This window comes from Streptomyces sp. NPDC002306 (genome assembly GCF_053593435.1).
This window is the reverse complement of record NZ_JBSFCK010000003.1, coordinates 260,990-285,590: the sequence shown is the minus strand read 5'-3', so window position 1 is coordinate 285,590 and position 24,601 is coordinate 260,990. Positions and strand designations below refer to the sequence as shown.

Annotated in this window: 19 protein-coding genes; 11 read left to right on the top strand and 8 right to left on the bottom strand. The window is 72.0% G+C overall.

Annotation, left to right across the window (positions count from 1 at the left end; all coding sequences use genetic code 11):
* The first annotated feature begins 105 nt into the window (after positions 1 to 105).
* Positions 106 to 1,395, top strand: a complete 1,290-nt coding sequence (locus ACWCQK_RS08870) for a citrate synthase (RefSeq protein ID WP_385774763.1) — start codon at positions 106 to 108, stop codon at positions 1,393 to 1,395.
* Between the two features lie 582 nt (positions 1,396 to 1,977).
* On the opposite strand, the gene ACWCQK_RS08865 is transcribed toward ACWCQK_RS08870, so the two are convergent.
* The 3 genes from ACWCQK_RS08865 to ACWCQK_RS08855 all read right to left on the bottom strand — a co-directional run bounded on the left by ACWCQK_RS08865 (position 1,978) and on the right by ACWCQK_RS08855 (position 5,637).
* Positions 1,978 to 4,239: a heavy metal translocating P-type ATPase gene (locus tag ACWCQK_RS08865; RefSeq protein ID WP_451153405.1), complete on the bottom strand. Its 2,262-nt coding sequence runs from the start codon at positions 4,237 to 4,239 to the stop codon at positions 1,978 to 1,980.
* A gap of 93 nt (positions 4,240 to 4,332) precedes the next feature.
* Positions 4,333 to 4,572, bottom strand: a complete 240-nt coding sequence (locus tag ACWCQK_RS08860; protein WP_451153403.1) for a heavy-metal-associated domain-containing protein — start codon at positions 4,570 to 4,572, stop codon at positions 4,333 to 4,335.
* Positions 4,573 to 4,926: 354 nt separating this feature from the next.
* Positions 4,927 to 5,637: a TetR/AcrR family transcriptional regulator gene (locus ACWCQK_RS08855; protein ID WP_451153401.1), complete on the bottom strand. Its 711-nt coding sequence runs from the start codon at positions 5,635 to 5,637 to the stop codon at positions 4,927 to 4,929.
* Positions 5,638 to 5,810: 173 nt separating this feature from the next.
* Here ACWCQK_RS08855 and ACWCQK_RS08850 point away from each other — a divergent pair, with 173 nt between their 5' ends.
* Both ACWCQK_RS08850 and ACWCQK_RS08845 read left to right on the top strand, forming a co-directional pair.
* Positions 5,811 to 8,027 carry an MMPL family transporter gene (locus ACWCQK_RS08850; protein WP_451153399.1) on the top strand — a complete coding sequence of 739 codons (2,217 nt, stop codon included), beginning with the start codon at positions 5,811 to 5,813 and terminating at the stop codon, positions 8,025 to 8,027.
* Between the two features lie 72 nt (positions 8,028 to 8,099).
* Entirely contained in the window at positions 8,100 to 9,143 is a 1,044-nt protein-coding gene (locus tag ACWCQK_RS08845; RefSeq protein WP_451153397.1) for a zinc-dependent alcohol dehydrogenase family protein, read from the top strand.
* On the opposite strand, the gene ACWCQK_RS08840 is transcribed toward ACWCQK_RS08845, so the two are convergent.
* The 3 genes from ACWCQK_RS08840 to ACWCQK_RS08830 form a co-directional block, all read right to left on the bottom strand.
* On the bottom strand, positions 9,124 to 9,714 hold the full coding sequence (locus ACWCQK_RS08840; protein ID WP_451153395.1) for a GNAT family N-acetyltransferase: 591 nt from the start codon (positions 9,712 to 9,714) through the stop codon (positions 9,124 to 9,126). The two genes, ACWCQK_RS08845 and ACWCQK_RS08840, sit on opposite strands and share 20 nt — an antisense overlap.
* Positions 9,715 to 9,786: 72 nt before the next feature.
* A complete protein-coding gene (locus ACWCQK_RS08835) occupies positions 9,787 to 9,987 on the bottom strand; it encodes a helix-turn-helix transcriptional regulator (protein WP_451153393.1) in 201 nt (66 codons plus the stop codon).
* Between the two features lie 479 nt (positions 9,988 to 10,466).
* Complete coding sequence (locus ACWCQK_RS08830) at positions 10,467 to 11,384, bottom strand: sugar phosphate isomerase/epimerase family protein (RefSeq protein ID WP_451153391.1); 918 nt, start codon at positions 11,382 to 11,384, stop codon at positions 10,467 to 10,469.
* Between the two features lie 123 nt (positions 11,385 to 11,507).
* Here ACWCQK_RS08830 and iolC point away from each other — a divergent pair, with 123 nt between their 5' ends.
* From iolC to mmsA, 5 genes are read left to right on the top strand one after another with little or no spacing between them, the layout of a single operon-like run.
* On the top strand, positions 11,508 to 12,458 hold the full coding sequence (iolC, locus tag ACWCQK_RS08825; protein ID WP_451153389.1) for a 5-dehydro-2-deoxygluconokinase: 951 nt from the start codon (positions 11,508 to 11,510) through the stop codon (positions 12,456 to 12,458).
* A gap of 59 nt (positions 12,459 to 12,517) precedes the next feature.
* Positions 12,518 to 13,402 (top strand): Cgl0159 family (beta/alpha)8-fold protein, encoded by an 885-nt coding sequence (locus ACWCQK_RS08820; protein ID WP_451153918.1) that lies wholly within the window; start codon positions 12,518 to 12,520, stop codon positions 13,400 to 13,402.
* A gap of 7 nt (positions 13,403 to 13,409) precedes the next feature.
* Entirely contained in the window at positions 13,410 to 14,234 is an 825-nt protein-coding gene (iolB, locus tag ACWCQK_RS08815) for a 5-deoxy-glucuronate isomerase (RefSeq protein ID WP_451153387.1), read from the top strand.
* A complete protein-coding gene (gene iolD, locus ACWCQK_RS08810) occupies positions 14,231 to 16,123 on the top strand; it encodes a 3D-(3,5/4)-trihydroxycyclohexane-1,2-dione acylhydrolase (decyclizing) (protein WP_451153385.1) in 1,893 nt (630 codons plus the stop codon). Before iolB ends, iolD begins: the two co-directional genes overlap by 4 nt.
* A gap of 14 nt (positions 16,124 to 16,137) precedes the next feature.
* Complete coding sequence (gene mmsA, locus ACWCQK_RS08805) at positions 16,138 to 17,640, top strand: CoA-acylating methylmalonate-semialdehyde dehydrogenase (RefSeq protein ID WP_451153383.1); 1,503 nt, start codon at positions 16,138 to 16,140, stop codon at positions 17,638 to 17,640.
* Between the two features lie 82 nt (positions 17,641 to 17,722).
* Here mmsA and ACWCQK_RS08800 read toward each other — a convergent pair whose 3' ends face one another.
* Positions 17,723 to 18,568: a hypothetical protein gene (locus tag ACWCQK_RS08800; RefSeq protein ID WP_451153381.1), complete on the bottom strand. Its 846-nt coding sequence runs from the start codon at positions 18,566 to 18,568 to the stop codon at positions 17,723 to 17,725.
* Positions 18,569 to 18,950: 382 nt separating this feature from the next.
* Between ACWCQK_RS08800 and ACWCQK_RS08795 the strand changes: the two genes are divergently transcribed.
* Positions 18,951 to 20,351, top strand: a complete 1,401-nt coding sequence (locus ACWCQK_RS08795) for an APC family permease (protein ID WP_451153379.1) — start codon at positions 18,951 to 18,953, stop codon at positions 20,349 to 20,351.
* Between the two features lie 23 nt (positions 20,352 to 20,374).
* Here the strand turns inward: ACWCQK_RS08795 and ACWCQK_RS08790 are convergent, their stop codons facing one another.
* Positions 20,375 to 20,806, bottom strand: coding sequence for a GNAT family N-acetyltransferase (locus ACWCQK_RS08790; RefSeq protein WP_451153377.1), 432 nt, complete (start codon positions 20,804 to 20,806; stop codon positions 20,375 to 20,377).
* Between the two features lie 116 nt (positions 20,807 to 20,922).
* Between ACWCQK_RS08790 and ACWCQK_RS08785 the strand changes: the two genes are divergently transcribed.
* Together ACWCQK_RS08785 and ACWCQK_RS08780 are read left to right on the top strand one after the other, a co-directional pair.
* A complete protein-coding gene (locus ACWCQK_RS08785; RefSeq protein WP_451153375.1) occupies positions 20,923 to 23,565 on the top strand; it encodes a CocE/NonD family hydrolase in 2,643 nt (880 codons plus the stop codon).
* Positions 23,562 to 24,434, top strand: a complete 873-nt coding sequence (locus ACWCQK_RS08780; protein WP_451153373.1) for an ABC transporter permease — start codon at positions 23,562 to 23,564, stop codon at positions 24,432 to 24,434. The genes ACWCQK_RS08785 and ACWCQK_RS08780 overlap by 4 nt, the downstream gene beginning before the upstream one ends.
* Positions 24,435 to 24,601: the final 167 nt, after the last annotated feature.

Below are 24,601 nucleotides of genomic sequence, written 5' to 3'. Positions count from 1 at the left end.
AAGCCCAATGGTCGACCCCGAGTGCACTCTCGTGCGCCAAATGGGGGATGGTAGAGACAGTCAGGGCAACCTCGAAGATGAGGCACAACGTCGGTGAGGGAAGACGTGAGCGACAACTCTGTAGTACTGCGGTACGGCGACGGCGAGTACACCTACCCGGTGATCGACAGCACCGTCGGTGACAAGGGCTTCGACATCGGGAAGCTCCGGGCCCAGACCGGCCTCGTGACTCTGGACAGCGGCTACGGCAACACCGCAGCCTATAAATCCGCGATCACCTACCTCGACGGCGAGGCGGGCATTCTCCGGTACCGCGGCTACCCGATCGAGCAGCTGGCGGAGCGCTCCACCTTCGTGGAGGTCGCGTACCTGCTGATCAACGGCGAACTGCCGACCGTCGACGAGCTCACCTCGTTCAAGAACGAGATCACGCAGCACACCCTGCTGCACGAGGACGTCAAGAACTTCTACAAGGGCTTCCCGCGGGACGCCCACCCGATGGCCATGCTGTCGTCGGTCGTCTCGGCGCTGTCGACGTTCTACCAGGACAGCCACAACCCGTTCGACGAGAAGCAGCGCAACCTCTCCACGATCCGGTTGCTCGCCAAGCTCCCGACGATCGCGGCGTACGCGTACAAGAAGTCGATCGGCCACCCGTTCGTCTACCCGCGCAACGATCTCGGCTACGTCGAGAACTTCCTGCGTATGACGTTCTCGGTGCCGGCCCAGGAGTACGAGCTCGACCCGGTCGTCGTCTCCGCGCTGGACAAGCTGCTGATCCTGCACGCGGACCACGAGCAGAACTGTTCGACGTCCACGGTCCGCCTGGTCGGCTCCTCGCAGGCGAACATGTTCGCCTCGATCTCGGCCGGCATCAACGCCCTCTGGGGCCCGCTGCACGGCGGCGCCAACCAGTCCGTCCTGGAGATGCTCGAAGGCATCCAGGCCAACGGCGGCGATGTCGACTCCTTCATCCGCAAGGTGAAGAACAAGGAGGACGGCGTCCGCCTGATGGGCTTCGGCCACCGGGTGTACAAGTCCTTCGACCCGCGAGCCAAGATCATCAAGGCCGCGGCGCACGACGTCCTCTCGGCCCTCGGCAAGTCCGACGAGCTGCTGGACATCGCGCTGAAGCTGGAGGAGCACGCGCTCTCCGACGACTACTTCGTCTCGCGCAACCTCTACCCGAACGTGGACTTCTACACCGGCCTGATCTACCGCGCCATGGGCTTCCCGACCGAGATGTTCACGGTCCTGTTCGCCCTCGGCCGGCTGCCGGGCTGGATCGCCCAGTGGCACGAGATGATCAAGGAGCCCGGCTCCCGCATCGGCCGCCCGCGGCAGATCTACACGGGCGTGGTCGAGCGCGACTTCGTCCCGGTCGAGGGGCGCTGAGCCCCACGAGGGCCCGAAGGCTCTGAAGACAGCAGAAGGCGCCCTGCCGCCGGTCCCCCCACGGGCCGGCGTACAGGGCGCCTTCCCATGTCCCGGTGCGGATTCCCCCCACGGGATCCGGCCGGGCGTCTGAGGACAGCGCCTGAATCGCTGTATTGCTGTGTGCGGTTGTTGAACGCGACGAGCGGGGCTCGCCGTATTACTGGCTGTGCGGTCTGCCGGGACAACGCACGCTGGGAGGGCCGCTCAAAGCTCCCCGGTGTGCGTGCCCCGGCAACGCATCTCTGAGGAAGTCCCCCAAGACATCCTCAGATGCCAGAAGGCGCCCCCCAAGACGCTTTCTGACATCGCCAACTTAGACCTTCGAATCCCTTCGATGGTTACGTTCACATCACTGTGATCTGCGTCTCTTGCATATGTCCTATAGATGCGCAAGAGCCCTGATATGCGGATCGGGGCTCGGGCGTAAGGATGATGCGCGAGCCTTGTGAAGAGCTTATGTGAGGCTCGCGCCTGACTCCAGGGGGACCGTCACTTCCGATGTGCCGAACTCCCGGTAACCTCGGGTAACTTCGATCCGGCTCAGCGGAAGGACCGCAACCGCAGGCTGTTCGTCACGACGAAGACCGAGGAGAAGGCCATCGCGGCCCCCGCGATCATCGGGTTCAGCAGCCCGGCGGCGGCCAGCGGCAGCGCCGCCACGTTGTAGCCGAACGCCCACACCAGGTTCCCCCTGATCGTGGACAAGGTCCGGCGGGACAGCCGGATGGCGTCCGCCGCCACCCGCAGATCCCCGCGCACCAGCGTCAGGTCGCTCGCCTCGATCGCCGCGTCGGTCCCCGTGCCCATCGCCAGGCCCAGGTCGGCGACGGCGAGCGCGGCCGCGTCGTTGACGCCGTCACCGACCATGGCGACGGTCCGCCCCTCGCCCTGCAGCCGCCGTACGACGTCGACCTTGTCCTCGGGCAGCACCTCGGCGATCACCTGGTCGATCCCGACGGCCTGCGCCACGGCCTCGGCCACCGCCCGGTTGTCCCCGGTCAGCAGCACCGGCGTGAGCCCCAGCGCGCGCAGCTCCCGTACCGCCTCGGCGCTGGAGTCCTTGACCGCGTCCGCGACCGCGAGGACCCCGCGGGCCTCGCCGTCCCAGCCGACCACGACGGCCGTACGGCCGCCCCTCTCGGCCTCGTCCCTGGCACGGGCCAGCTCCTCGGGCAGGGTCGCGAAGAGGCGCCCCACGGCCACCTCGTGGCCCTCCACGCGTCCGCGTACGCCCCGCCCGGGCACGTTCTCGAAGTGCTCGGCGGCCGGCAGCTCCCCGGCCCGTTCCCCGGCGCCCGCGGCGACCGCCCGGGCGACGGGGTGCTCGGAGGCGTGCTCCAGGGCGCCCGCGAGCCGCAGCAGCTGCTTCTCCTCGGTGCCCTCGGCGACGTACACCTCCTGGAGGGTCATCCGGCCGGTGGTGACCGTGCCGGTCTTGTCCAGGACGACCGTGTCGACGCGGCGCGTGGACTCCAGCACCTCGGGGCCCTTGATCAGGATGCCGAGCTGCGCCCCGCGCCCGGTGCCGACCAGCAGCGCGGTCGGCGTGGCCAGGCCCAGGGCGCACGGGCAGGCGATGATCAGCACCGCGACCGCGGCCGTGAAGGCGGCGCCCGTGTCGCCGGTGACCGCGAGCCAGGAGCCGAAGGTGGCGGCCGCGATCAGCAGCACCACGGGCACGAAGATCCCGGAGATCCGGTCGGCGAGCCGCTGCACCTCGGCCTTGCCGTTCTGCGCGTCCTCGACCATCCGCGCCATCCGCGCGAGCTGGGTGTCGGCGCCGACCCGGGTCGCCTCGACGACGAGCCGGCCCCCGGCGTTGACGGTCGCGCCGGTCACTCTGTCCCCGGGCGCCACGTCCACCGGTACCGACTCGCCCGTCAGCATGGACGCGTCCACCGCCGACGCGCCCTCGGTGACCGTCCCGTCGGTCGCGATCTTCTCCCCGGGCCGTACGACGAACCGGTCCCCGACGGCCAGCCGCGCCACCGGTACGCGCACTTCCCGGCCGCCCCGCAGCACGGCCACGTCCTTCGCGCCGAGCTCCAGCAGCGCCCGCAGGGCCGCCCCGGCCCGGCGCTTGGAGCGGGCTTCCAGATAGCGGCCCAGCAGGATGAAGACGGTGACCCCGGCGGCCACCTCGAGGTAGAGCGCGGAGGCGGCGTCCGTACGGGACAGGGTGAACTCGAAGCCGTGCCGCATGCCCGGCATGCCCGCGTGGCCGAAGAACAGTGCCCACACCGACCAGCCGAACGCGGCCAGCGTGCCGACCGACACCAGCGTGTCCATGGTCGCCGCGCCGTGCCGCAGGTTCGTCCAGGCGGCCCGGTGGAAGGGCCAGCCGCCCCAGACGGCCACGGGGGCGGCCAGGGTGAGCGAGAGCCACTGCCAGTTGTCGAACTGCCAGGCGGGAACCATCGAGAGCAGCACGACGGGGACGGCGAGCGCCGCGGAGACGAGGAGCCGGTGGCGCAGGGCCGCGAGCTCGGGGTCCGCGGCCGGCGCCTGCTCCGGCGGCTCGGGCCGCGGCGGGGCGGGTTCCTCGGCGGTGTACCCCGTCTTCACGACGGTCGCGATCAGGTCGGCGACCCGGATTCCGGCGGGGTAGGTGACCTTCGCCTTCTCCGTGGCGTAGTTGACCGTGGCGGTCACGCCGTCCATGCGGTTGAGCTTCTTCTCGACGCGGGCCGCGCAGGCCGCGCAGGTCATCCCGCCGACGATCAGCTCGACCTCGGCGGTGGCGGTGGTGCTCGCCGTGTCGCCGAGAGCGTCTATCCGGGTGTCTGTGACGGTAGTGGTCATGGTGTCCGTACTCCAGGGAGCGGAACGGGCCGTGCGGAGCCAGTATCAGCTGGTCGGCGCGGCCCGGTCGGGAAAACGTGTACGGGGTGCCGGTCAGGCCCTGGCGACGAGCTCGAAGCCGGCCTCGTCGACGGCGGCGCGCACGGCCTCCTCGTCCAGCGGGGCGACGGAGACGACGGTGACCTCACCGCTGGAGGCGACGGCCGTCACGGAGCTGACGCCGGGGAGCCCGGAGAGCTCACCGGAGACGGATCCCTCGCAGTGTCCACAGCTCATCCCGCTGACCTGGTAGACGGCGGTCACGGAACCCGGGGTGTCGGTCTGGGCGGTCATGGCGCTACTCCTCGTCGAGGCGGGCGGGGCCGGTGGGGCCCACGGGGATCACACTCTTCAGACTATACCCCTAGGGGGTATGAATCCAAGGGAGGTCCGACGCGTCCGGGCGCGTCGGGGCGGGTGGGGGCGGGTTGTGCGGGTGGGGGCGTGGTGGGGCACGGTGGGGCGCGGCGGAGGGCTGTCCGCCGGGTGGTGGTCTCGCCGCCGGGGCGACGTGGGCGTGGATGGGGCGTGCGGCGTCACGGATGCGGCGCCGATGGGGTTGGTCGCCCGTGCGGCGAGTCGGGCGGCCGGCCGGTCGGCTGGTCCGGGGGTCGGCCGTCCGGTCGATCAGCCGAATGGTCCGGCCGGTCAGCCGTCCGTTCCGGGCGGTCGGCCGTTCGCGGGCGCGGTGCGGCCGGGGCGGCCGAGGCGGTCGCCGACCAGCGGGGTGAGGTAGCGGCTCAGCGCGTTCTTGAGCTCCTGGACGTACGCGTCGCGCTCGGCGCCCTCGTGGGCCAGGACCAGCTCCAGGCCCGCCTTGTACATGCCCAGGCACATGTGCGCCGTGCGGGCCAGGTCGGCCGGGGGCGCCTCGGGCAGGAACGAGGAGAGCAGGCCCTCTATCCGGCTGAGCAGCGTGGCGTGCAGCGCGTCGTGCTCCTCGGCGATCAGGCCGGGGATGTCGGGGCCGTGCATCAGGGCGAAGAACACCGGATGGTCGCAGTTGAAGGCGATGAAGCGGTCGACGGCGGCGCCGACGGCCTCGTCCAGCGGGGTCGCGGGATCGACCGGGGCGAGCGCCTCGCCGTACGTCTCGCGCATCTCGTGCATGAGCCGGTCGCCGAGCTCGATGGCGATCGCTTCCTTGTTCGGGAAGAACTGGTAGAGCGTGCCGGGCGAGACGCCCGCCTCGCGGGCGATGGCGTTGGTGCTGGCGGCCGTGTAGCCGGTCGCGCAGAAGACGGTGGCGGCGGCCTCCAGCAGCTGGGCGACGCGACGCTCGCCGCGCGCCTGACGGCGGCGCGGCGACCCCTGCGCCGAGGGCTGCTCCTGTTCCTGGTGGTCGGACTTGTCGGGCACGCGTTATCCCCAGCTTTCCGCACGCGATTGACAAACACGAGCGGCCGCTCGCATTCTGGGTAAACGCGAGCGATCTCTCGTGTTTGTCAGTCTATGGCAATGACCGACCCATGCTCCTGTCTGTGTACAGCACGGATGACGGATCACGGTGAAGGTGAAGGGGACACCGCACAATGACCGAAGTCAACAGCCCACCCCGCGTCGGTGGATGGACGCGCCTCGTGACCGCGCGCCCACGGCTGTCGCTGCTGGCGGCCCTGGTGCTCACCGTGCTCGCCGTGCTGGCGGGCAGCGGGGTCGCCGACCGGCTGGGCAGCGGCGGCTGGGAGGACCCGGACGCGCAGTCGACGTACGCGACGAAGGCGCTGGAGCGCGAGTTCCCCGGCTCCCAGCCCAACCTCCTGCTGCTGCTCGACGCGGGTGACGCCTCCGTGGACGACCCGGCCGTCGTCGCCGAGGCGAACCGCCTCACCGCGCGCCTGGCCGGGGAGAAGGGCGTGACCGGCGTCGGCTCCTACTGGCAGGCCGCTCCGTCGGCGGCGCCCGCGCTGCGCGCGAAGGACGGCCACGAGGCGCTGATCGCCGCCCGCATCACGGGCGACGAGAAGACGATGGGCGACACCCTGGACCGCATCGAGCCCTCCTACCGGGGCACCCAGGGCCCGGTGAAGGTGCGGGTCGGCGGCATCGTCGCCGTCCGGCACGAGATGCAGACGATCATCCGCGAGGACCTGACGCGGGCCGAGGTGATCGCCCTGCCCATCACCCTGGTGCTGCTGGTGATGGTCTTCGGCAGCGCGGTCGCGGCCCTGCTGCCGCTCGGCATCGGCATCATCGCGATCCTCGGCACCAACGCGGTGCTGCGCGGCATCTCCGAGTTCACCGACGTCTCGGTCTTCGCGATGAACCTCACCACGGCCCTCGGCCTGGGACTGGCCATCGACTACGCCCTGTTCGTGGTCCGCCGCTTCCGCGAGGAACTGTCCGGCGGCGCCGAACCGCTGACCGCCATCGGCACCACGCTGCGCACGGCGGGCCGCACGGTCCTGTTCTCCGCGCTGACGGTCGCGGTGTCCCTGGCCGCGATGCTCGTCTTCCCGCAGTACTTCCTGCGCTCCTTCGCCTACGCCGGCATCGCGGTGGTGCTCCTGGCCGCCGCGGCCGCCCTCATCCTGCTCCCGGCGGCGCTGGTCCTGCTCGGCCACCGGGTCGACGCGCTCGACCTGCGCCGTCTGCTGCGCCGCGGGCGGCCCCCGAAGGCCTCCGGCGAGGAGGGCACGGCCTGGGCGCGCACGGCCTCCCTGGTCATGCGCCGGGCCCCGTTCTTCGCCCTGGCGACCACGGCCGTCCTCGTCCTGCTCGGACTGCCCTTCCTCGGTGTGCGGTTCGGCACCGCCGACGACCGCCAACTGCCCTCCACGGCCGAGTCGCACGTCGTGCAGCAGCACATCCGGGACGACTTCCCGGGCAGCCCCGGCGGCGGCCTGGAGGTGCTGGCCGAGGGCGACGCGACCCAGGCGCAGTACGCCGCCTACAAGGCGCGGATGTCCGCCCTGCCGGAGGTGGCGGGCGTGGACGGCCCCCTGGTGCGCGGGGACTCGGCGTACTTCACGGTGCTGCCGAAGGGCGAGGCCGTCGACGACGCGGCCCAGCGACTGGTCGGCGACCTGCGCGCCCTGGACGCCCCCTTCGACACCAAGGTGACCGGCACGGCCGCCGTCCTGGTCGACTCCAAGCACGCGATCGCCGAACGCCTGCCCTGGGCGGCCGTGTTCATCACGGTGGTCACCCTGTTCCTGGTCTTCCTGCTCACCGGCAGCGTGCTCATACCGATCCAGGCCGTGCTGCTGAACGCGCTCAGCCTGACGGCGATGTTCGGCGCGGTGGTCTGGGTCTTCCAGGACGGCCATCTCTCCGGCCTGCTCGGCTTCACCAGCCCCGGTTCCATCGAGACCACCCTGCCCGTCCTGATGTTCTGCGTGGCCTTCGGCCTCTCCATGGACTACGGCGTGTTCCTGCTCTCCCGCATCAAGGAGGAGTACGACCGCGGCGGCGACCACCGCGAGGCGGTCCGGCACGGCCTTCAGCGCACCGGCGGCCTGATCACCGCCGCCGCGGTCATCCTCGCCGTGGTGATGGTGGCGATCGGCACCTCCCGCGTGACCAACACCAAGATGCTGGGCCTGGGCATCGCGCTGGCGGTGCTGATGGACGCGATGGTCGTCCGCAGCCTGCTGGTCCCGGCGATCATGCGGCTCACCGGCCGCGCGACCTGGTGGGCCCCGGCCCCGCTGCGCGGGTTCCATCGCCGGTTCGGGCTGAGCGAGGGGGAGCCGGCGGCGGTCACGGAGACCGACCGGGAGCGGGACAAGGCCGGGGTGCCCGGATAGCGTTCCGCCGAGGGCGCGGGTTGATCCCCGGGGTGGCCGGCCCCGGGGCCCGGCGGAGGCGAGGGCGGACGCATGCGGGCTGTGGTGTTCGATCGGTACGGGGAGCCGGCCGAGGTGCGGGAGGTGGCCGACCCGCGGCCCGCGGAGCACGGGGTGGTGGTGCGGGTGGCGGCCACCGGGCTGTGCCGCAGCGACTGGCACGGCTGGCAGGGCCACGACCCGGACATCACCCTCCCGCATGTCCCGGGGCACGAACTCGCCGGTGTGGTGGAGGCGGTGGGGTCCCGGGTGACCGCCTGGCGCCCCGGCGACCGGGTCACCGTGCCGTTCGTCTGCGCCTGCGGCACCTGCCCGGCCTGCGCGGCGGGTGACCAGCAGGTGTGCGAGCGCCAGACCCAGCCGGGCTTCACCCACTGGGGTTCCTTCGCCCAGTACGTGGCCCTGGACCACGCCGACGTGAACCTCGTCGCCGTCCCCGACGGGATGTCCTTCGCGACCGCGGCCGCCCTCGGCTGCCGGTTCGCCACGGCGTTCCGGGCGGTCGTGCGGCAGGGCCGGGTCGCGGCGGGGGAGTGGGTCGCGGTGCACGGCTGCGGCGGCGTCGGCCTGTCGGCGGTGATGATCGCGGCGGCGTCCGGGGCGCGGGTGGTGGCCGTCGACGTGGCACCGCGGGCGCTGGACCTGGCGCGGAGGTTCGGCGCGGCGGAGTGCGTGGACGCCACCCGCACGGCGGACACGGCGGCGGCGGTCCGCGCGCTCACCGGCGGCGGCGCCCATCTCTCCCTGGACGCCCTCGGCTCCCCGGCCACCTGCGCGGCGTCCGTGAACGGCCTGCGCCGCCGCGGTCGGCACGTCCAGGTCGGCCTGCTGCCCTCACCGGACGGCACGACCCCCGTCCCGATGGCCCGCGCCGTCGGCCTGGAGCTGGAACTGCTCGGCAGCCACGGCATGCCGGCGCACGGCTACCCCGCGATGCTGGAACTCGTCGGCGCGGGCGTCCTGCGCCCCGACCTGCTGGTGACGTCGACCATCCCGCTGGACGCGGTGCCGGCCGCGCTGGCCGCGATGGGGACGGCGCCCGGTGCCGGGGTCACGGTCATCGATCCGTGGAGCTGACCGCGCGGTCCTCGGGCCGCCCGCGGTGGACGGCCCACTCCCGGTCGAGGACCCCCATGATCACCTCGTCCACCCATGCGCCGTTCCGCAGCGCGGCCTCCCGCCGCGCCCCCTCGACCACGAACCCGGCCTTCTCGTAGACGCGCCGGGCCCGGTGGTTGTCGCCGTACACCTCCAACTGCACCCGGTGCAGGCCGAGTCGCTCGAAGGCGTACCCGAGGATCAGCCGGGTGGCCTCGGTGCCCAGGCCCCGGCCGCGGCCCCGCGGACCCATCAGGGTGCGGAAGGTGCAGCCGCGGGTGTGCGGGTCCCACTCGTACAGGACGACCTCGCCGACGAGTTCACCGGTGGCCCGGTCGGTGACGGCGAGGTCGAGCCGGTCGGGCTGCCCGGCCCGATCGGCGTACCAGGAGCGCACCCGGTCGAGGGTGAGATCGCTGTCCGGCGTGAAGGTGAAGCGGACGACCTCGGGGTCGCCGATGATCTCCCACATGGTGTCGGCGTCGCTCGCGGTGAACGGCCGCAGCACGGTCCTCGCACCGGTGAGCACGGGTTTGACGGAGAAGTCCATACGACGCACTGTGCCCCACGCGAGGGTGGGGCACAGAAGGGTTTTTCGGTGTGGGGACTCGCCCCTGGCCGCTCAGTCCGGTCGGCGGCCCCGGTTCCCCGGCCGGGACGCGACCCACGCGCGGACGGTCTCGGCGTACCAGTAGGGCTTGCCGCCCTCCACGTGGTCGGGCGGCGGCAGCAGTCCGTGCTTGCGATAGGACCGTACGGTGTCCGGCTGCACCTTGATGTGCGCCGCGATCTCCTTGTACGACCAGAGCCTTCGGTCGGTCATGAGTTGCACCTCCCTGCGCGCGCCGCGGCGGCGGCCGGGGGGCGGCCGTCGGGGGAGCCGGGCGCGGCGCTGGCGATCACCAGCGTGTGCCCCATGAACGACGCAGAGTGAGGACGGGGCCTCGCCTGTCGACCGGGTGTGACACGAAACCCGCGTACACGCGACATGTGTGACAGAAGAGAGCCCTTTGTGACAGACCCAACGCAAACCCACGCGAGCCCCCACAGGGGCGCGAGGGACGGCGCGAGAACCCCCACCGGCCCGCAGCCACCCACGCTCCCGTCCCCCTCACCCCCTCAGGGGCGCGAGGAACGGCGCGAGAACCCCCCACAACCCGCACTCACCCACGACCCGGTCCGCCCTCCCCCTCAGGGGCGCGGGGAACTGCGCGACCAGCCCCCACCGCCCCGCACCCGAGCGACCGGCACCCGAGCGACTCGCGGGACCGGCGGACGAGATCCCACCCCACCCCCGGAGGGCTACGCCCCGCAGGACCTCAGGAACGCCCGCGTCCGCTGAGCGATCGGCAGCGGCCGATCCGGCTCGCACGGGTACATGTCCTGCTCGACGATCGCGAAGAGGTCCACGTCCAGCCGCTGCGCCGCCTCCAGCACCGGCCCCAGCGCCGGTACCCCGGACGGCGGTTCGCACATCACCCCACGGGCCACGGCCGGCCCGAACGGGATCTCCCGCGCCCGCACGTCCGCCAGGATCTCCGGGTCGACCTGCTTCAGGTGGAGATAGCCGATGCGCTCGCCGTACGTCTCGATCAGCTTGACGCTGTCGCCGCCGCAGTACGCGTAGTGCCCGGTGTCCAGGCACAGCGACACCAGGTCGGAGTCCGTGCCGTCGAGGAAGCGGACGACGTTCTCCTCGCTGTCGATGTGGGTGTCGGCGTGCGGGTGGACGACGATCTCCAGTCCGTACCGCTCGCGCACCTCCCGGCCCAGCCGCTCGGTCAGCGAGGTGAGATCACGCCACTGCCCCGGCGTCAGGGTGTCCGGCTCCAGCACCTCGCCGGTCTTGTCGTCCCGCCAGAAGGACGGGATGACGACCAGGTGCCGGGCGCCCATCGCCTGGGTCAGGGCGGCGATGTCGGACACGTGCGCCCAGGTCCGGTCCCAGACGTCCGGCCCGTGGTGCAGCCCCGTGAACACCGTGCCGGCCGACACCTTCAGGCCGCGCCGCGCGGTCTCCTCGGCGAGTACGGCGGGGTCGCTCGGCAGATAGCCGTACGGACCCAGCTCGATCCACTCGTAACCGGCTTCGGCGACCTCGTCGAGGAAGCGCTGCCAGGGCACCTGCTGTGGGTCGTCCGGGAACCAGACGCCCCACGAGTCGGGCGCCGAACCGATGCGGATACGGGAGAGTGAGGACTGAGGTGACAGCGAAGTCATGGCCGTCAGCGTGCTGTCCCCGGCGAGGGGGTGTCAAGCTCTGGTCCGAATGTCTGGACAAAACATTGACAGGGCTCGGGGTCCGGCATTAGAACCGGTGGAAGTCGAAGCGAAGGGAACCCGATGGCGTACGACCTGATCACCATGGGGCGGATCGGAGTGGACCTCTATCCGCTGCAGACGGGTGTCCCCCTGGCCCAGGTGACGGCCTTCGGGAAGTTCCTCGGCGGCTCCGCCACGAACGTGGCCGTGGCCGCGGCCCGGCTCGGCCGGCGGACCGCCGTGATCACCCGGACCGGTGACGACCCGTTCGGCGCCTATCTGCACGAGGCGCTGCGCGGCTTCGGCGTCGACGACCGCTGGGTCACCCCGGTCCCCGGGCTGCCGACCCCGGTCACCTTCTGCGAGGTCTTCCCGCCGGACGACTTCCCGCTGTACTTCTACCGGCAGCCCAAGGCGCCCGACCTGGAGATCCACGCCCACGACCTGGACCTCGACGCGGTCCGCGAGGCGAGCGTCTTCTGGGTCACCGGCACCGGCCTGAGCGAGGAGCCCAGCCGTTCGGCGACGCTCGCGGCCCTGGCCCACCGCGCCAAGTCCGGCACGACGGTCTTCGACCTGGACTGGCGCCCCATGTTCTGGAGCGATCCCGACACCGCCCGCCCCTTCTACGCCGAGGCCCTGCGCCACGCCACCGTCGCCGTCGGCAACCTCGACGAGGTGGAGGTCGCCACCGGAGTGCGCGAGCCGCACGCCGCCGCCCGTGCGCTTCTGGCGGCCGGCGTCGAACTCGCCGTCGTCAAGCAGGGCCCGAAGGGCGTCCTCGCCGTCAACCGCGAGGGTGAGTCCGCCGAGGTCCCCCCGCTGCCGGTGAACGTCCTCAACGGCCTGGGCGCCGGCGACGCCTTCGGCGGCTCGCTGTGCCACGGCCTGCTCAACGGCTGGGATCTGGAGAAGACCATGCGGTACGCCAACGCGGCCGGCGCCATCGTCGCCTCCCGTCTGGAGTGCTCGTCCGCGATGCCGACCCCTGACGAGGTCGACGCGGCGCTCGCCGCCGGAGCGGTGCTGTGAGGGCGGGCCACGTCGGAGAGGTCCGGCACGAGGGCGGCTCGGGAGCCGCCCGCGCCCGCGTGGACGTCGCCGAACTCGTCCGCTTGCGCACCCGGCACCCCGAGGCGATCGCCGAGGCCGCCGCCCGCCGCCACCGCAGGCCGCTGCTCGGCGACAACGGCCGGCTGATGATCGTCGCCGCCGACCACCCGGCCCGCGGCGCCCTCGGCGTCGGCGACCGCCGCCTCGCCATGGCCAACCGCGCCGACCTGCTGGAACGCCTCTGCCTTGCGCTGTCCCGCCCCGGTGTGGACGGGGTCCTCGCCACCGCCGACATACTCGACGACCTGCTGCTGCTCGGCGCCCTCGACCACAAGGTCGTCCTGGGCTCCATGAACCGGGGCGGTCTCCAGGGCGCCTCCTTCGAGCTCGACGACCGCTTCACCGGCCACCGCCCCGAGGACATCCACCGCCTCGGCTTCGACGCGGGCAAACTGCTGCTGCGCATCGACTACGACGACCCGGGCTCCCTCACCACGCTGGAGTCCACCGCCCGCGCCATCGACGCGATGGCCGAGCGCAGGCTCCCGGTCTTCGTCGAACCGTTCATCAGCCGGCGCGGACCGGACGGACGGCTGCGCAACGACCTGAGCGCGGACGCGGTCACCAGGTCCATCGCCATCGCCTCCGGCCTGGGCGGCAGTTCGGCCTACACCTGGCTGAAGGTGCCGGTCACCGAGAACCCCGACGACATGGCTCAGGTCATGGAGACCTCCACGCTGCCCGCCGTGCTCCTCGGCGGCGAGGTCGGCGGTTCCGTCGAGGACCAGACCGCCGCCTACGAGAAGTGGCGCGGCGCGCTCCGACTTCCCACCGTGCGCGGCCTGGTGGTAGGCCGCTCGCTGCTGTACCCGGCGGACGGCGATGTGGCCGCCGCCGTGGACACCGCCGTAGGACTGCTGTGAGGGCCGCATGACCAGCACCGACCTGCACCTGCCCCGGGGTGCCACCGCGAACGACTGGTACGCCGTCGACATCGACCCCGAGCGGGCCGGCTGGACGCACAGCAGCCTGCGCATCGTGGAGTTGTCACCGGGCGGTACGCACGCGTTCACCGCGGGGGACAGTGAATGGATCATCCTTCCGCTGGAAGGCGGATGTACCGTACAAATTGAGCACGACGAGTTCCAACTCCTGGGCCGGGACAGCGTGTTCGGCGGAGTCACCGACTTCGCCTACGTGCCCCGGGACGCCCAGGCACAGATCGCCTCCGGCGCGGGAGGCCGCTTCGCCCTGGCAGGAGCGAAGTGCGAGCGACGACTCCCCGCCCGCTACGGCCCCGCGCCGGAGGTCCCCGTCGAGCAGCGCGGCGGCGGCGACTGCGCCCGCCAGGTGCGCAACTTCGCGTCCGCCGACGCGTTCGACTGCGACCGGCTCATCGCCGTCGAGGTCGTCACACCCGGCGGCAACTGGTCCTCGTACCCGCCGCACAAGCACGACGAGCACCGGCCCGGCGAGGAGTCGCAGCTCGAGGAGATCTACTACTTCGAGATCGACGGTCCGAACGGGTTCGGCTATCAGCGCGTATTCCCCTCACGCGCGGGCGGCTCCGACGTCCTCGCGGAGGTCCGCTCCGGCGACGCCGTCCTCGTTCCCGACGGCTGGCACGGCCCGTCCATCGCCCAGCCCGGCCACGCCATGTACTACCTCAACGTCATGGCGGGTCCGGGCGGGACGCGGGAGTGGCGGATCTGCTTCCACCCGGACCACGTAGAAAGCACAGGGGGTTACCGATGACCTCGACGACTTCGACGACGAGGCTCACGGTCGCGCAGGCGCTCGTGCGCTTCCTGTCCGCCCAGTACACCGAGCGGGACGGGCACCGGCAGCGGCTGATCGGCGCGACCTGGGGCATCTTCGGCCACGGGAACGTCGCCGGTGTCGGCCAGGCGCTCGTCGAGTACGCCGACGACATGCCCTACTTCCAGGGCCGCAACGAGCAGTCCATGGTGCACGCGGCGGTGGGCTACGCCCGCCAGTCGAACCGGCTGTCGACGCACGCCGTGACCACCTCCATCGGACCGGGCGCGACCAACCTCGTCACCGGTGCCGCGCTCGCCACGATCAACCATCTGCCGGTGCTGCTCCTGCCCGGCGACGTCTTCGCGACCCGTGCCGCCGACCCGGTCCTGCAGCAGCTGGAGGTGCCGTACGCGGGCGATGTGTCGGTCAACGACTGTCTGCGCCCGGTGTCGAGGTACTTCGACCGGATCACCCGCCCCGAGGCGCTGATCCCGGCCGCCCTCCAGGCGATGCGGGTGCTCACCGACCCGGTGGAGACGGGCGCGGTCACGCTCGCCCTGCCGCAGGACGTGCAGGCCGAGGCGTACGACTGGCCGGACGCGTTCCTCGCCGAGCGCACCTGGGTGGTGCGCCGTCCGGGCGCCGACCCGACCGGGCTCGCCGAGGCGGTCCAGATGATCCGCGCCGCCCGGCGGCCGCTGCTGGTCGCGGGCGGCGGTGTGCATCACAGCCGGGCCGAGGAGGCGCTCGCGGAGTTCGCCGCGGCCACCCGCATCCCGGTCGCCTCCACCCAGGCCGGCAAGGGCTCCCTGCGCTACGACCATCCGCAGGACGTCGGCGGCATCGGCCACACCGGCACGGCGACCGCCGACGAACTCGCCCGCACGGCCGACCTCGTGATCGGCGTGGGGACCCGGTACACCGACTTCACCACCGCCTCCCACACCCTGTTCACGGGTGACGGCGTGCGTTTCCTCAACCTCAACATCGCCGCCTACGACGGTCACAAGCTCGGCGGCCTGCCGCTGATCGCGGACGCCCGCAGCGGCCTCCAGCAGCTGACGGAGGCCCTGACCCTGCACGAGCACGGGGTCGGCGACGCGTACGCGGCCGAGTACGCCGAGGACAAGGAGCGCTGGGAGCAGCGCGTCGACGCCTGCTACGAGGCCGAGGAGCCGGACATACGGCCGACGCAGCCGCAGGTGCTGGGCGCGCTGGACGCCCTCGTCGACGAGACGGACGTGATCATCAACGCGGCCGGCTCCCTCCCCGGCGACCTGCACAAGATGTGGCGGGCCCGCTCGCGCGACCAGTACCACCTGGAGTACGGCTACTCCTGCATGGGCTACGAGATCCCGGCCGCGATCGGTGTGAAGATCGCGGCACCCGACCGCCCGGTATGGGCGCTGGTCGGCGACGGCACCTACCTGATGATGCCGACCGAGATCGTCACGGCCGTGCAGGAGGGCATCGCGATCAAGATGCTGCTCGTGCAGAACCACGGCTACGCGTCCATCGGCGGCCTGTCGGAGTCGGTCGGCGGCGAGCGGTACGGCACCGCCTACCGCTACCGGTCCGGCGAGGGCACGTACACCGGGGCGCCGCTGCCCGTCGACCTCGCCGCCAACGCGGCCAGCCTCGGCATGCGGGTGCTGCGCGCGAAGACCGTCCGCGAACTGCGCGCGGCGCTCGCCGAGGCGCGGGCCGCCGACACTCCCACATGTGTCTACGTGGAGACCGAAACGGCAGACACAGTGTCGGGCGCGCCTCCGGCGCAGGCCTGGTGGGATGTACCCGTGGCCGAGACCGCGACCCGATCGTCGGCGGTCAAGGCACGTGAGCTGTACGAACGGCACGTCACCACCCGACGCCGCCATCTGTGAAGGAGCAACTGGGCATGACGAAGATCGTCAACCACTGGATCGGCGGCAAGACCGTCGAAGGCGCGTCGGGTACGTTCGGGCCGGTCACCGACCCGGCGACCGGCGCGGTCACCACGAAGGTCGCGTTCGCGACGGTCGACGAGGTGGACGCCGCCGTCGCCGCCGCGAAGGACGCCTGGGCGACCTGGGGCACCTCGTCGCTGGCCAGGCGGACCGCGATCCTGTTCAAGTTCCGCGCCCTGCTGGACGCGCACCGCGACGAGATCGCCGAGCTGATCACCGCCGAGCACGGCAAGGTCCACTCGGACGCGCTGGGCGAGGTCGCGCGCGGCCTGGAGATCGTCGAGCTGGCGTGCGGGATCACCGTGCAGCTCAAGGGCGAGCTGTCGACCGAGGTGGCCTCCCGGGTCGACGTGTCCTCGATCCGGCAGCCGCTGGGCGTCGTCGCGGGCATCACGCCGTTCAACTTCCCGGCGATGGTCCCGATGTGGATGTTCCCGATCGCCATCGCGTGCGGCAACACCTTCGTGCTGAAGCCGTCCGAGAAGGACCCGTCGGTCTCGCTGAAGCTCGCCGAACTGCTCGCCGAGGCGGGCCTGCCCGACGGCGTGTTCAACGTCGTGCACGGCGACAAGGTGGCCGTCGACCGTCTCCTGGAGCACCCGGACGTCAAGGCCGTCTCCTTCGTCGGCTCGACCCCCATCGCCCGCCACATCCACACCACGGCCTCCGCGAACGGCAAGCGCGTCCAGGCTCTGGGCGGCGCCAAGAACCACATGCTGGTCCTCCCGGACGCCGACCTGGACGCGGCCGCCGACGCCGCCGTCTCGGCCGCCTACGGCTCCGCCGGCGAGCGCTGCATGGCCATCTCCGCGGTCGTCGCGGTCGGCTCGGTCGGCGACGAACTGGTGGCGAAGATCCGCGAGCGCGCCGAGAAGATCAAGATCGGCCCCGGCGACGACCCGGCCTCCGAGATGGGCCCGCTCATCACGAAGGCGCACCGCGACAAGGTGGCCTCGTACGTCGAGGGCGCGGCGGCCGAGGGCGCCGAGGTCGTGCTCGACGGCACCGGCTACACCGTGGACGGCTTCGAGGACGGCCACTGGATCGGTATCTCGCTGCTCGACCGGGTGCCGACCGACGCGAAGGCGTACCAGGAGGAGATCTTCGGCCCGGTGCTGTGCGTGCTGCGCGCCGACACCTACGAGGAGGGTGTGGCCCTCATCAACGCCTCGCCGTTCGGCAACGGCACCGCGATCTTCACCCGGGACGGCGGCGCCGCCCGCCGCTTCCAGCTGGAGATCGAGGCGGGCATGGTCGGCGTGAACGTGCCGATCCCGGTGCCCGTGGGCTACCACTCCTTCGGTGGCTGGAAGGACTCGCTCTTCGGCGACCACCACATCTACGGCAACGACGGCACGCACTTCTACACCCGCGGCAAGGTCGTCACCACGCGCTGGCCCGACCCGTCCGAGGCCCCGGCGGGCGTCGACCTGGGCTTCCCGCGCAACCACTGACCGGCGACCGACCGCCGGCCGTACGGCCCACGATGCCCCGCCCTCCCCGTGCCGGGAGGGCGGGGCATCGCCGCGGCCGGGCTCAGCCCTGCTGCTTCTGGGCCTGCTTGATCGCCTCGGTGAGGTCACCGGTCTGCGCGGCCGGCGGCGCCTTGACCTCGGCCGTGGCGCCGAACTTCTCGAAGTCCATGGTGACGGTGGCCGTCCCGAACTTCTGCTTCATGCGCACCGGCAGGTCCTTGGCGCCGACCCACACGTCCATGGTGACGGAGGAGGCGCCGCCGGTGGCCGAGCCGAAGAGGTTGTCGGTGTTGCCGTAGGCCTCCTTGAACTTCCCCATGTGCGCCTTGTCGACCACGGCCCGGTAGTGGGTCGTGCTCTGCCCGTCGACGGTCTCCTTGCCGAGGTCCTCGACGTCGTTGGCGTACTTCAGGCCCTTCATGGACGCCGACGGGCTGCCCGCGGAGCTGCCGCTGAGGGCCTGTGAGCCCTTCTCGCCGAAGACGGCCGACGCGTCGACCTTCATCCACTCCTTGCCCTTGAGGGGGCCGGTGGCCTGCGGGTCGATGTCGTAGTAGTAGGCGCCGTCCACGAACAGCATGCGGACCGTCGGGGACGTGGTCAGCTGCTGCATCTGCGCGGCCTTGGCGTCCATCTCCACGTCGAAGGCGTACCCGTCGCCCCAGGAGTAGGTGCCCTCCATGGTGATCGGGGTACCGGTGCCCATGTCGGTGGACATCTTCACCTCGGCCGAGCCGAGCTGCTCGGTGCGGTCGGTCGCCCGCGTGAGCGCCGCCATGATCTTGTCGGTGTTGCCGGCGACGCCGTCGGCCGCGTCCTTGGCCGTCTGTCCCGCGCCGCATGCGGAGGTCGCCATCAGTGCGGCGGCCGTGAACCCCACCCAGCCCGCTGTGTACCGCAGCTTCATCTGTCCCCACCCGTAACCGTGAATCGACTGTGGTCCGGACTCTAGTGGTGGGCACTGACATTCCCGCGATCGTATTTACGGTACGGATACGTAAACGGGACGTTTCCCCCGTCCGCATTCCGGACGCCTTCACGTTTTTTTGACGCCCCCGCTGCGATTCCCGTACGGACGCCAGGCGGGCAACGGTCCGGCCGGAGGGGCGTATTCGCGATCAGCGCCCGCTCCGGGCCACGAATTCCGAAGGTAAACGGCTATTGACGTGCTGGTTTTCGCCGGGGTTCCATGCGGCATCGGGAGCGACCGAAGAGACGAACGACCCAGGCCGCCGGAGGCGATAGCGCTCCCGCCCGTAGCACCTCGCACAAGCGATCGGAACCGCCGCATGACCGACACGCTCCGCCCTGTCGCCACCGCCGTCGCAGAGGCCCCGGACACCAGTCCCCGGACACTGAAGCGTTCCATCGGAGTCGTCGGCGGCACGCTGCTCACGCTCTCCTGCGTGACGCCGGCCTCCACGCTCTTCGTGGTCGTTCCCGATCTGTTCGGCTCGCTCGGCACGGCCACCGCCCTGACGATCGCCATCGGCTCCCTGCTCTGTATCGCCGTGGCGTTCTGCTACTCGGAACTGGGCACCCTCATCCCCAGCGCCGGCGGCGAGTACGCCATGGTGTCGACGATGGCCGGCCGCCTCGCCGGCTGGCTGGTCTTCGTGCTGTCCCTGCTGGTCGTCATGATCGTCCCGCCGGTGATCGCGATGGGCACCGCCGACTACCTCGCGCCGATCGTCCATCTCGACCCCTCCCTGGCGGGCGCCGGCGTGATGCTCCTGGCCACCCTGGCCGGCCTGCTCGACCTGCGCGCCAACGCCTGGATCACCGGGGTCTTCCTGGTCCTGGAGGTCATCGCGGCGGCCGTCGTGGCGGTCCTGGGCTTCGCCCACAGCGAGCGCGGCGCGGGCAGCCTGGTGTCGATGCAGGTGGCGGGCGGGCACGGGCACACGGACACCGTGACGGCCATGCTGGTCGTCTCCGGCCTCGCCATCGCCCTCTTCGTCACCCAGGGCTTCTCGACCGCCGTCTACCTCTCCGAGGAACTGGAGAACCCGCGCCGCAACGTCGCCCGCACGGTCCTGGCCACCCTCGCCATCTCCACGGTCATCATCCTGGTCCCGGTCGTCGCGATCACCATGGGCGCCTCCGACCTGTCGACCCTGACCGGCGGCGACATCAGCTCCATGGTCACCGCCTGGTCGAACTCCGCCGTCGGCACCTTCGTCAGCCTCTGCGTGGCCCTCGCGATCATCAACGCGGGCATCGTCATGGTCATCCAGAACTCGCGGGTGCTGTTCGCCTCGGCCCGCGACAAGGCCTGGCCCGAGCCGGTCAACCAGGGCCTCTCGCGGCTCGGCCGCTTCGGCTCCCCCTGGGTCGCCACCCTCCTCGTCGGCGTCCCCGGTGCCCTGCTCTGCTTCGTCAACCTCGACACCCTGTACGGCGTGACCGGCGTGTCGGTGACGGCCATGTACCTGCTCGTCGCGATCGCCGCCCTGCTGGCCCGCCGCGGCTCGCACCGGCACACGCCCGCGTGGCGCATGCCGCTGTGGCCCGCCGTGCCCGTCCTGCTGATCGTGGTCCTCGCGTACATCCTCAGCCGCCAGGAGACGGTCTACCTCCTGTGGACCGGCGGCATCACCGCCGTCGCCACCCTCTACTGGGCCCTCTATCTGCGCCCCCGCCGCGACACCCGCTGGCTGGTGTCCATCCCGGAGGACGCGCGGGCCTGAACCCGGCGCCTCGGCCCGGCCGCTCAGTCGAAGTCCCACGTCACCACCGCGCACGACCCGTCGTCCTCGCCACCCGCGCTGCGGTAGGTGGCGAGGGCGACGTCGTTCCCGGTGTCGGTCAGGACCCACATCCCGTAGCAGCCGAGCTCACGCCCCAGCGCCGCCAGCCGTCCGATCAGCGCCCGTCCGATGCCCCGGCGCCGGTACGGCGGCGCGACCGCGAGCTCGTACAGGAACATCTCGGTGCCCTTGTCGGGATGGACGGTCTCCACCGCGCTGACGAAGCCCACGGGAGCGGCCGTGCCCTCCTCGTAGGCGAGCAGGAGATGGTGCCCGGCGGCGGTCAGAAAGCGCTCGGCCCACTCGGTGCGGACCGGATGGTCGAAGAGGTGCTCGGCGGCGGCGACTTCGGCGACGGTGGCGGCCCGGCGAATCGCGTACTGGTCGGAGTTCACCGACGGTTCGTACCACGACCGCGGTACGGAACCACCCGCCTCTACGCCCGGGGGAGGGGCGGACGCTCCGCCCCGGGGCTGCTTCGGATGTCGGTGGCGGCCCGTACCGTTGACGCATGGATCTTCGACTGCCCGCGCTGCGACGGCCGCGGACGCCACGGCGGCTGTCGGCCGCCGTGGCCGCCGTCGCCGTGCTCGCCGGTGCCGGGACATGGACGGCCGTCGCCGCCGACGACGTGCCCGCGGTGCGCCGCGCCGACCGGGTCATGGCCGTCGACGGAGTGCGCCTGGACACCTCGTACTTCACCTCCTCGGCGGCCGGCCGCCGTCCGGCCGTCCTGCTGGCGCACGGCTTCGGCGGCAGCAAGGACGACGTCGAACAGCAGGCGCAGGACCTGGCGCGCGACGGATACGCGGTACTGACCTGGTCGGCGCGCGGCTTCGGCCGCTCGACCGGCAGGATCGGGCTGAACGCCCCCGGGGGCGAGGTCGCCGACGTCTCGAAGCTGATCGACTGGCTGGCGCGCCAGCCCCAGGTCCGGCTCGACAAGGCCGGCGACCCGCGCGTCGGCGTCGCGGGCGGTTCCTACGGCGGCGCGATCTCACTGCTGGCCGCCGGACACGACGACCGGGTGGACGCCATCGCCCCGGCCATCACGTACTGGAACCTCGCCGACGCCCTCTTCCCCGACGGCGTGTTCAAGAAGCTGTGGACCGGCGTCTTCTTCAACACCGGCGGCGGCTGCGACCGTTTCGAGACCGCGCTGTGCGCGATGTACCAGCGCGTCGCCGAGTCGGGGACCCCGGACAGCGCGGCACGCGCGCTGCTGGAGGAACGCTCCCCGTCCGCCGTCGCCCACCGCATCAAGGTGCCCACCCTCCTGGTGCAGGGCCAGACCGACTCCCTCTTCCCGCTCGGCCAGGCCGACGCGGCCGCGCGGGCGATCCAGGCCAACGGCGCCCCCGTGGACGTCGACTGGATCGCGGGCGGCCATGACGGCGGCGACCTGGAGGCCGGCCGGGTCCAGGCCCGCGTGACGGCCTGGTTCGACCGCTACCTCAAGGACGACAAGGGCGCCGACACCGGCCCCGCCTTCCGCGTCACCCGCACCGGGGGCGTCGACTCCACCGACGGCGCCGCCCGGCTGCGGGGCGCGAGCGGCACCACCTACCCCGGCCTGGAGAGTCACGAACGCCCGGTCGCGCTCACCGGACGCGAGCAGCGCTTCGACAACCCGGCGGGCGCCAGTCCGCCCGGGATCTCCGCCCTGCCGGGCCTCGGCACCGGCGGGCTCGCCCAACTGTCGGCCCTGGGAGTCGGGGTGTCGCTCGACTTCCCCGGCCAGTACGCCTCGTTCGACTCGGCACCGGTGACCGACGACCTCACCATCACCGGCTCCCCGACCGCGACCGTCCACGTCACCTCGACCGGCGACGACGCCGTGCTGTTCGCCAAGGTCTACGACGTCGGCCCGAAGGGCACCCGGCAGGTGCTGCCCTCGCAGCTCGTGACACCGCTCCGGGTCGAGGGCGCCAGGTCAGGCAAGGACGTCGCGATCACCCTCCCGGCGATCGACCACCAGGTCCAGAAGGGCCACCGGCTCCGCCTGGTCCTCGCCTCGACCGACCTCGCGTACGCCTCCCCGGCGGCCCCGGCGACGTACACCGTCGCCCTGAAGGGCGACCTGAAGGTACCGACCGCCCCGGCGGTGACGACCGCGGCCGCCACGCTGCCCGCGTGGGTCTGGTGGCTGCCCCTGGCCGGCGCGGCGCTCGCGCTCGCCCTGCTGCTGACGGCCCGCAGGCGCACCGCCACCCCCGCCCCCGACCCCGGCCTGGCAGGCGTCCCCCTCCAGATCACCGACCTCGGCAAGCGGTACGCGAAGTCGAGCGACCGGTACGCGGTCAAGGACCTGTCCTTCCGGGTGGAGCAGGGCCAGGTGCTGGGCCTGCTGGGCCCGAACGGCGCGGGCAAGACGACCACCCTGCGCATGCTGATGGGCCTGATCACCCCCGACCACGGCGAGATCCGCGTCTTCGGCCACGCGATCCGGCCCGGCGCGCCGGTGCTGTCCCGGGTCGGCGCCTTCGTCGAGGGCGCGGGCTTCCTGCCGCACCTGTCCGGCCGCGAGAACCTCGAACTGTACTGGGCGGCGACCGGCCGCCCGCCCGAGGACGCCCACCTGGACGAGGCCCTGTCGATCGCCGGCCTGGGTGACGCGCTCGCCCGCGCGGTGCGCACCTACTCACAGGGCATGCGCCAGCGCCTGGCCATCGCCCAGGCCATGCTGGGCCTGCCGGACCTGCTCATCCTCGACGAACCGACCAACGGCCTCGACCCGCCCCAGATCCGCGAGATGCGCGAGGTGATGATCCGGTACGCGGCCGCCGGCCGCACGGTGATCGTCTCCAGCCATCTGCTGGCGGAGGTCGAGCAGTCCTGCACCCACCTCGTGGTCATGGACCGTGGCCGGCTCGTGCAGGCCGGTCCGGTCGCCGAGATCGTCGGCTCCGGCGACACCCTGCTCGTCGGCACCGCCGGACCCGTCGAGGAGCCGGTCGTCGAGAAGGTCGCCGCGCTGCCCGGCGTCGCCTCGGCCGTACGCACCGACGACGGACTCCTGGTCCGGCTCGACGCGGACGGCAGCGCCCGGCGCCTGGTCGCCGAACTCGTCCGGCTCGACGTGCCGGTGGAGTCGGTCGGACCGCACCGCAGGCTCGAAGACGCCTTCCTCACCCTGATCGGAGGTTCCGCGTGAGCACGCTCACCGGGCGCCCGGAGCCCGTGGAGGTCGCCTCCGGCTACCGGGCGAACCGCACCCTGCCGCTGCGGGTCGAGCTGGTCCGCCAGCTCAAGCGGCGCCGCACGCTGGTCATGGGCGGGATCCTCGCCGCCCTGCCCTTCGTCCTGGCCGTCGCCTTCGCCATCGGCGGCGAGCCGGGCGGCCGGGGCGACCAGGTCACCCTGATGGACACGGCCACCGCGTCCGGCGCCAACTTCGCCGCGGTGAACCTGTTCGTCTCCGCGGGCTTCCTGCTGGTGATCCCGGTCGCCCTGTTCTGCGGGGACACCGTGGCCTCGGAGGCGAGCTGGTCGTCCCTGCGCTACCTCCTGGCGGCCCCGGTGCCTCGCGCGCGCCTGCTGTGGTCCAAGCTCGCGGTCGGACTCGGCCTCAGTCTGGCCGCGATGGTGCTGCTGCCGGTGGTCGCCCTCGCCGTCGGCACCGCCGCCTACGGCTGGGGCCCGCTGGAGCTCCCCACCGGCGGCGCACTCGACGCCGGCACCGCCGCACAGCGCCTCCTGGTGGTCGTGGCGTACATCTTCGTCTCCCAACTGGTCACCGCCGGGCTGGCGTTCTGGCTGTCGACGAAGACGGACGCCCCGCTCGGCGCGGTCGGCGGCGCGGTCGGCCTGACCATCGTCGGCAACGTCCTGGACGCCGTCACCGCCCTCGGCGACTGGCGCGACTTCCTGCCCGCGCACTGGCAGTTCGCCTGGGCGGACGCCGTGCAGCCACGCCCGGAGTGGTCCGGCATGATCCAGGGGACGGCGATCTCCGTGACGTACGCCCTGGTGCTGTTCGCGCTGGCCTTCCGGAATTTCGCCCGCAAGGACGTGGTGTCCTAGCGGCCCGGCCACATCCCGCCGCGCGGCCCGCGCCACGCGTCGGCCAGGTCGACGGAAGGTCACCCACCGGTCTCGACGGGCCCCCGCCGTGCCCTCTTCGAGATTCATCCGCAACGCCCCATGACGCACGTTCCGGCACCCCGCGCCGTCACAGTCACAGAAGGCCG

What these genes read in the sequence shown, in the direction of transcription:
- ACWCQK_RS08865 (WP_451153405.1), bottom strand. Translation starts at nt 4,239, where the DNA reads ATGACCACTACCGTCACAGACACCCGGATAGACGCTCTCGGCGACACG.
- ACWCQK_RS08860 (WP_451153403.1), bottom strand. Translation starts at nt 4,572, where the DNA reads ATGACCGCCCAGACCGACACCCCGGGTTCCGTGACCGCCGTCTACCAG.
- ACWCQK_RS08850 (WP_451153399.1), top strand. Translation starts at nt 5,811, where the DNA reads ATGACCGAAGTCAACAGCCCACCCCGCGTCGGTGGATGGACGCGCCTC.
- ACWCQK_RS08845 (WP_451153397.1), top strand. Translation starts at nt 8,100, where the DNA reads ATGCGGGCTGTGGTGTTCGATCGGTACGGGGAGCCGGCCGAGGTGCGG.
- ACWCQK_RS08840 (WP_451153395.1), bottom strand. Translation starts at nt 9,714, where the DNA reads ATGGACTTCTCCGTCAAACCCGTGCTCACCGGTGCGAGGACCGTGCTG.
- ACWCQK_RS08835 (WP_451153393.1), bottom strand. Translation starts at nt 9,987, where the DNA reads ATGACCGACCGAAGGCTCTGGTCGTACAAGGAGATCGCGGCGCACATC.
- ACWCQK_RS08830 (WP_451153391.1), bottom strand. Translation starts at nt 11,384, where the DNA reads ATGACTTCGCTGTCACCTCAGTCCTCACTCTCCCGTATCCGCATCGGT.
- iolC (WP_451153389.1), top strand. Translation starts at nt 11,508, where the DNA reads ATGGCGTACGACCTGATCACCATGGGGCGGATCGGAGTGGACCTCTAT.
- iolB (WP_451153387.1), top strand. Translation starts at nt 13,410, where the DNA reads ATGACCAGCACCGACCTGCACCTGCCCCGGGGTGCCACCGCGAACGAC.
- iolD (WP_451153385.1), top strand. Translation starts at nt 14,231, where the DNA reads ATGACCTCGACGACTTCGACGACGAGGCTCACGGTCGCGCAGGCGCTC.
- mmsA (WP_451153383.1), top strand. Translation starts at nt 16,138, where the DNA reads ATGACGAAGATCGTCAACCACTGGATCGGCGGCAAGACCGTCGAAGGC.
- ACWCQK_RS08800 (WP_451153381.1), bottom strand. Translation starts at nt 18,568, where the DNA reads ATGAAGCTGCGGTACACAGCGGGCTGGGTGGGGTTCACGGCCGCCGCA.
- ACWCQK_RS08795 (WP_451153379.1), top strand. Translation starts at nt 18,951, where the DNA reads ATGACCGACACGCTCCGCCCTGTCGCCACCGCCGTCGCAGAGGCCCCG.
- ACWCQK_RS08785 (WP_451153375.1), top strand. Translation starts at nt 20,923, where the DNA reads ATGGATCTTCGACTGCCCGCGCTGCGACGGCCGCGGACGCCACGGCGG.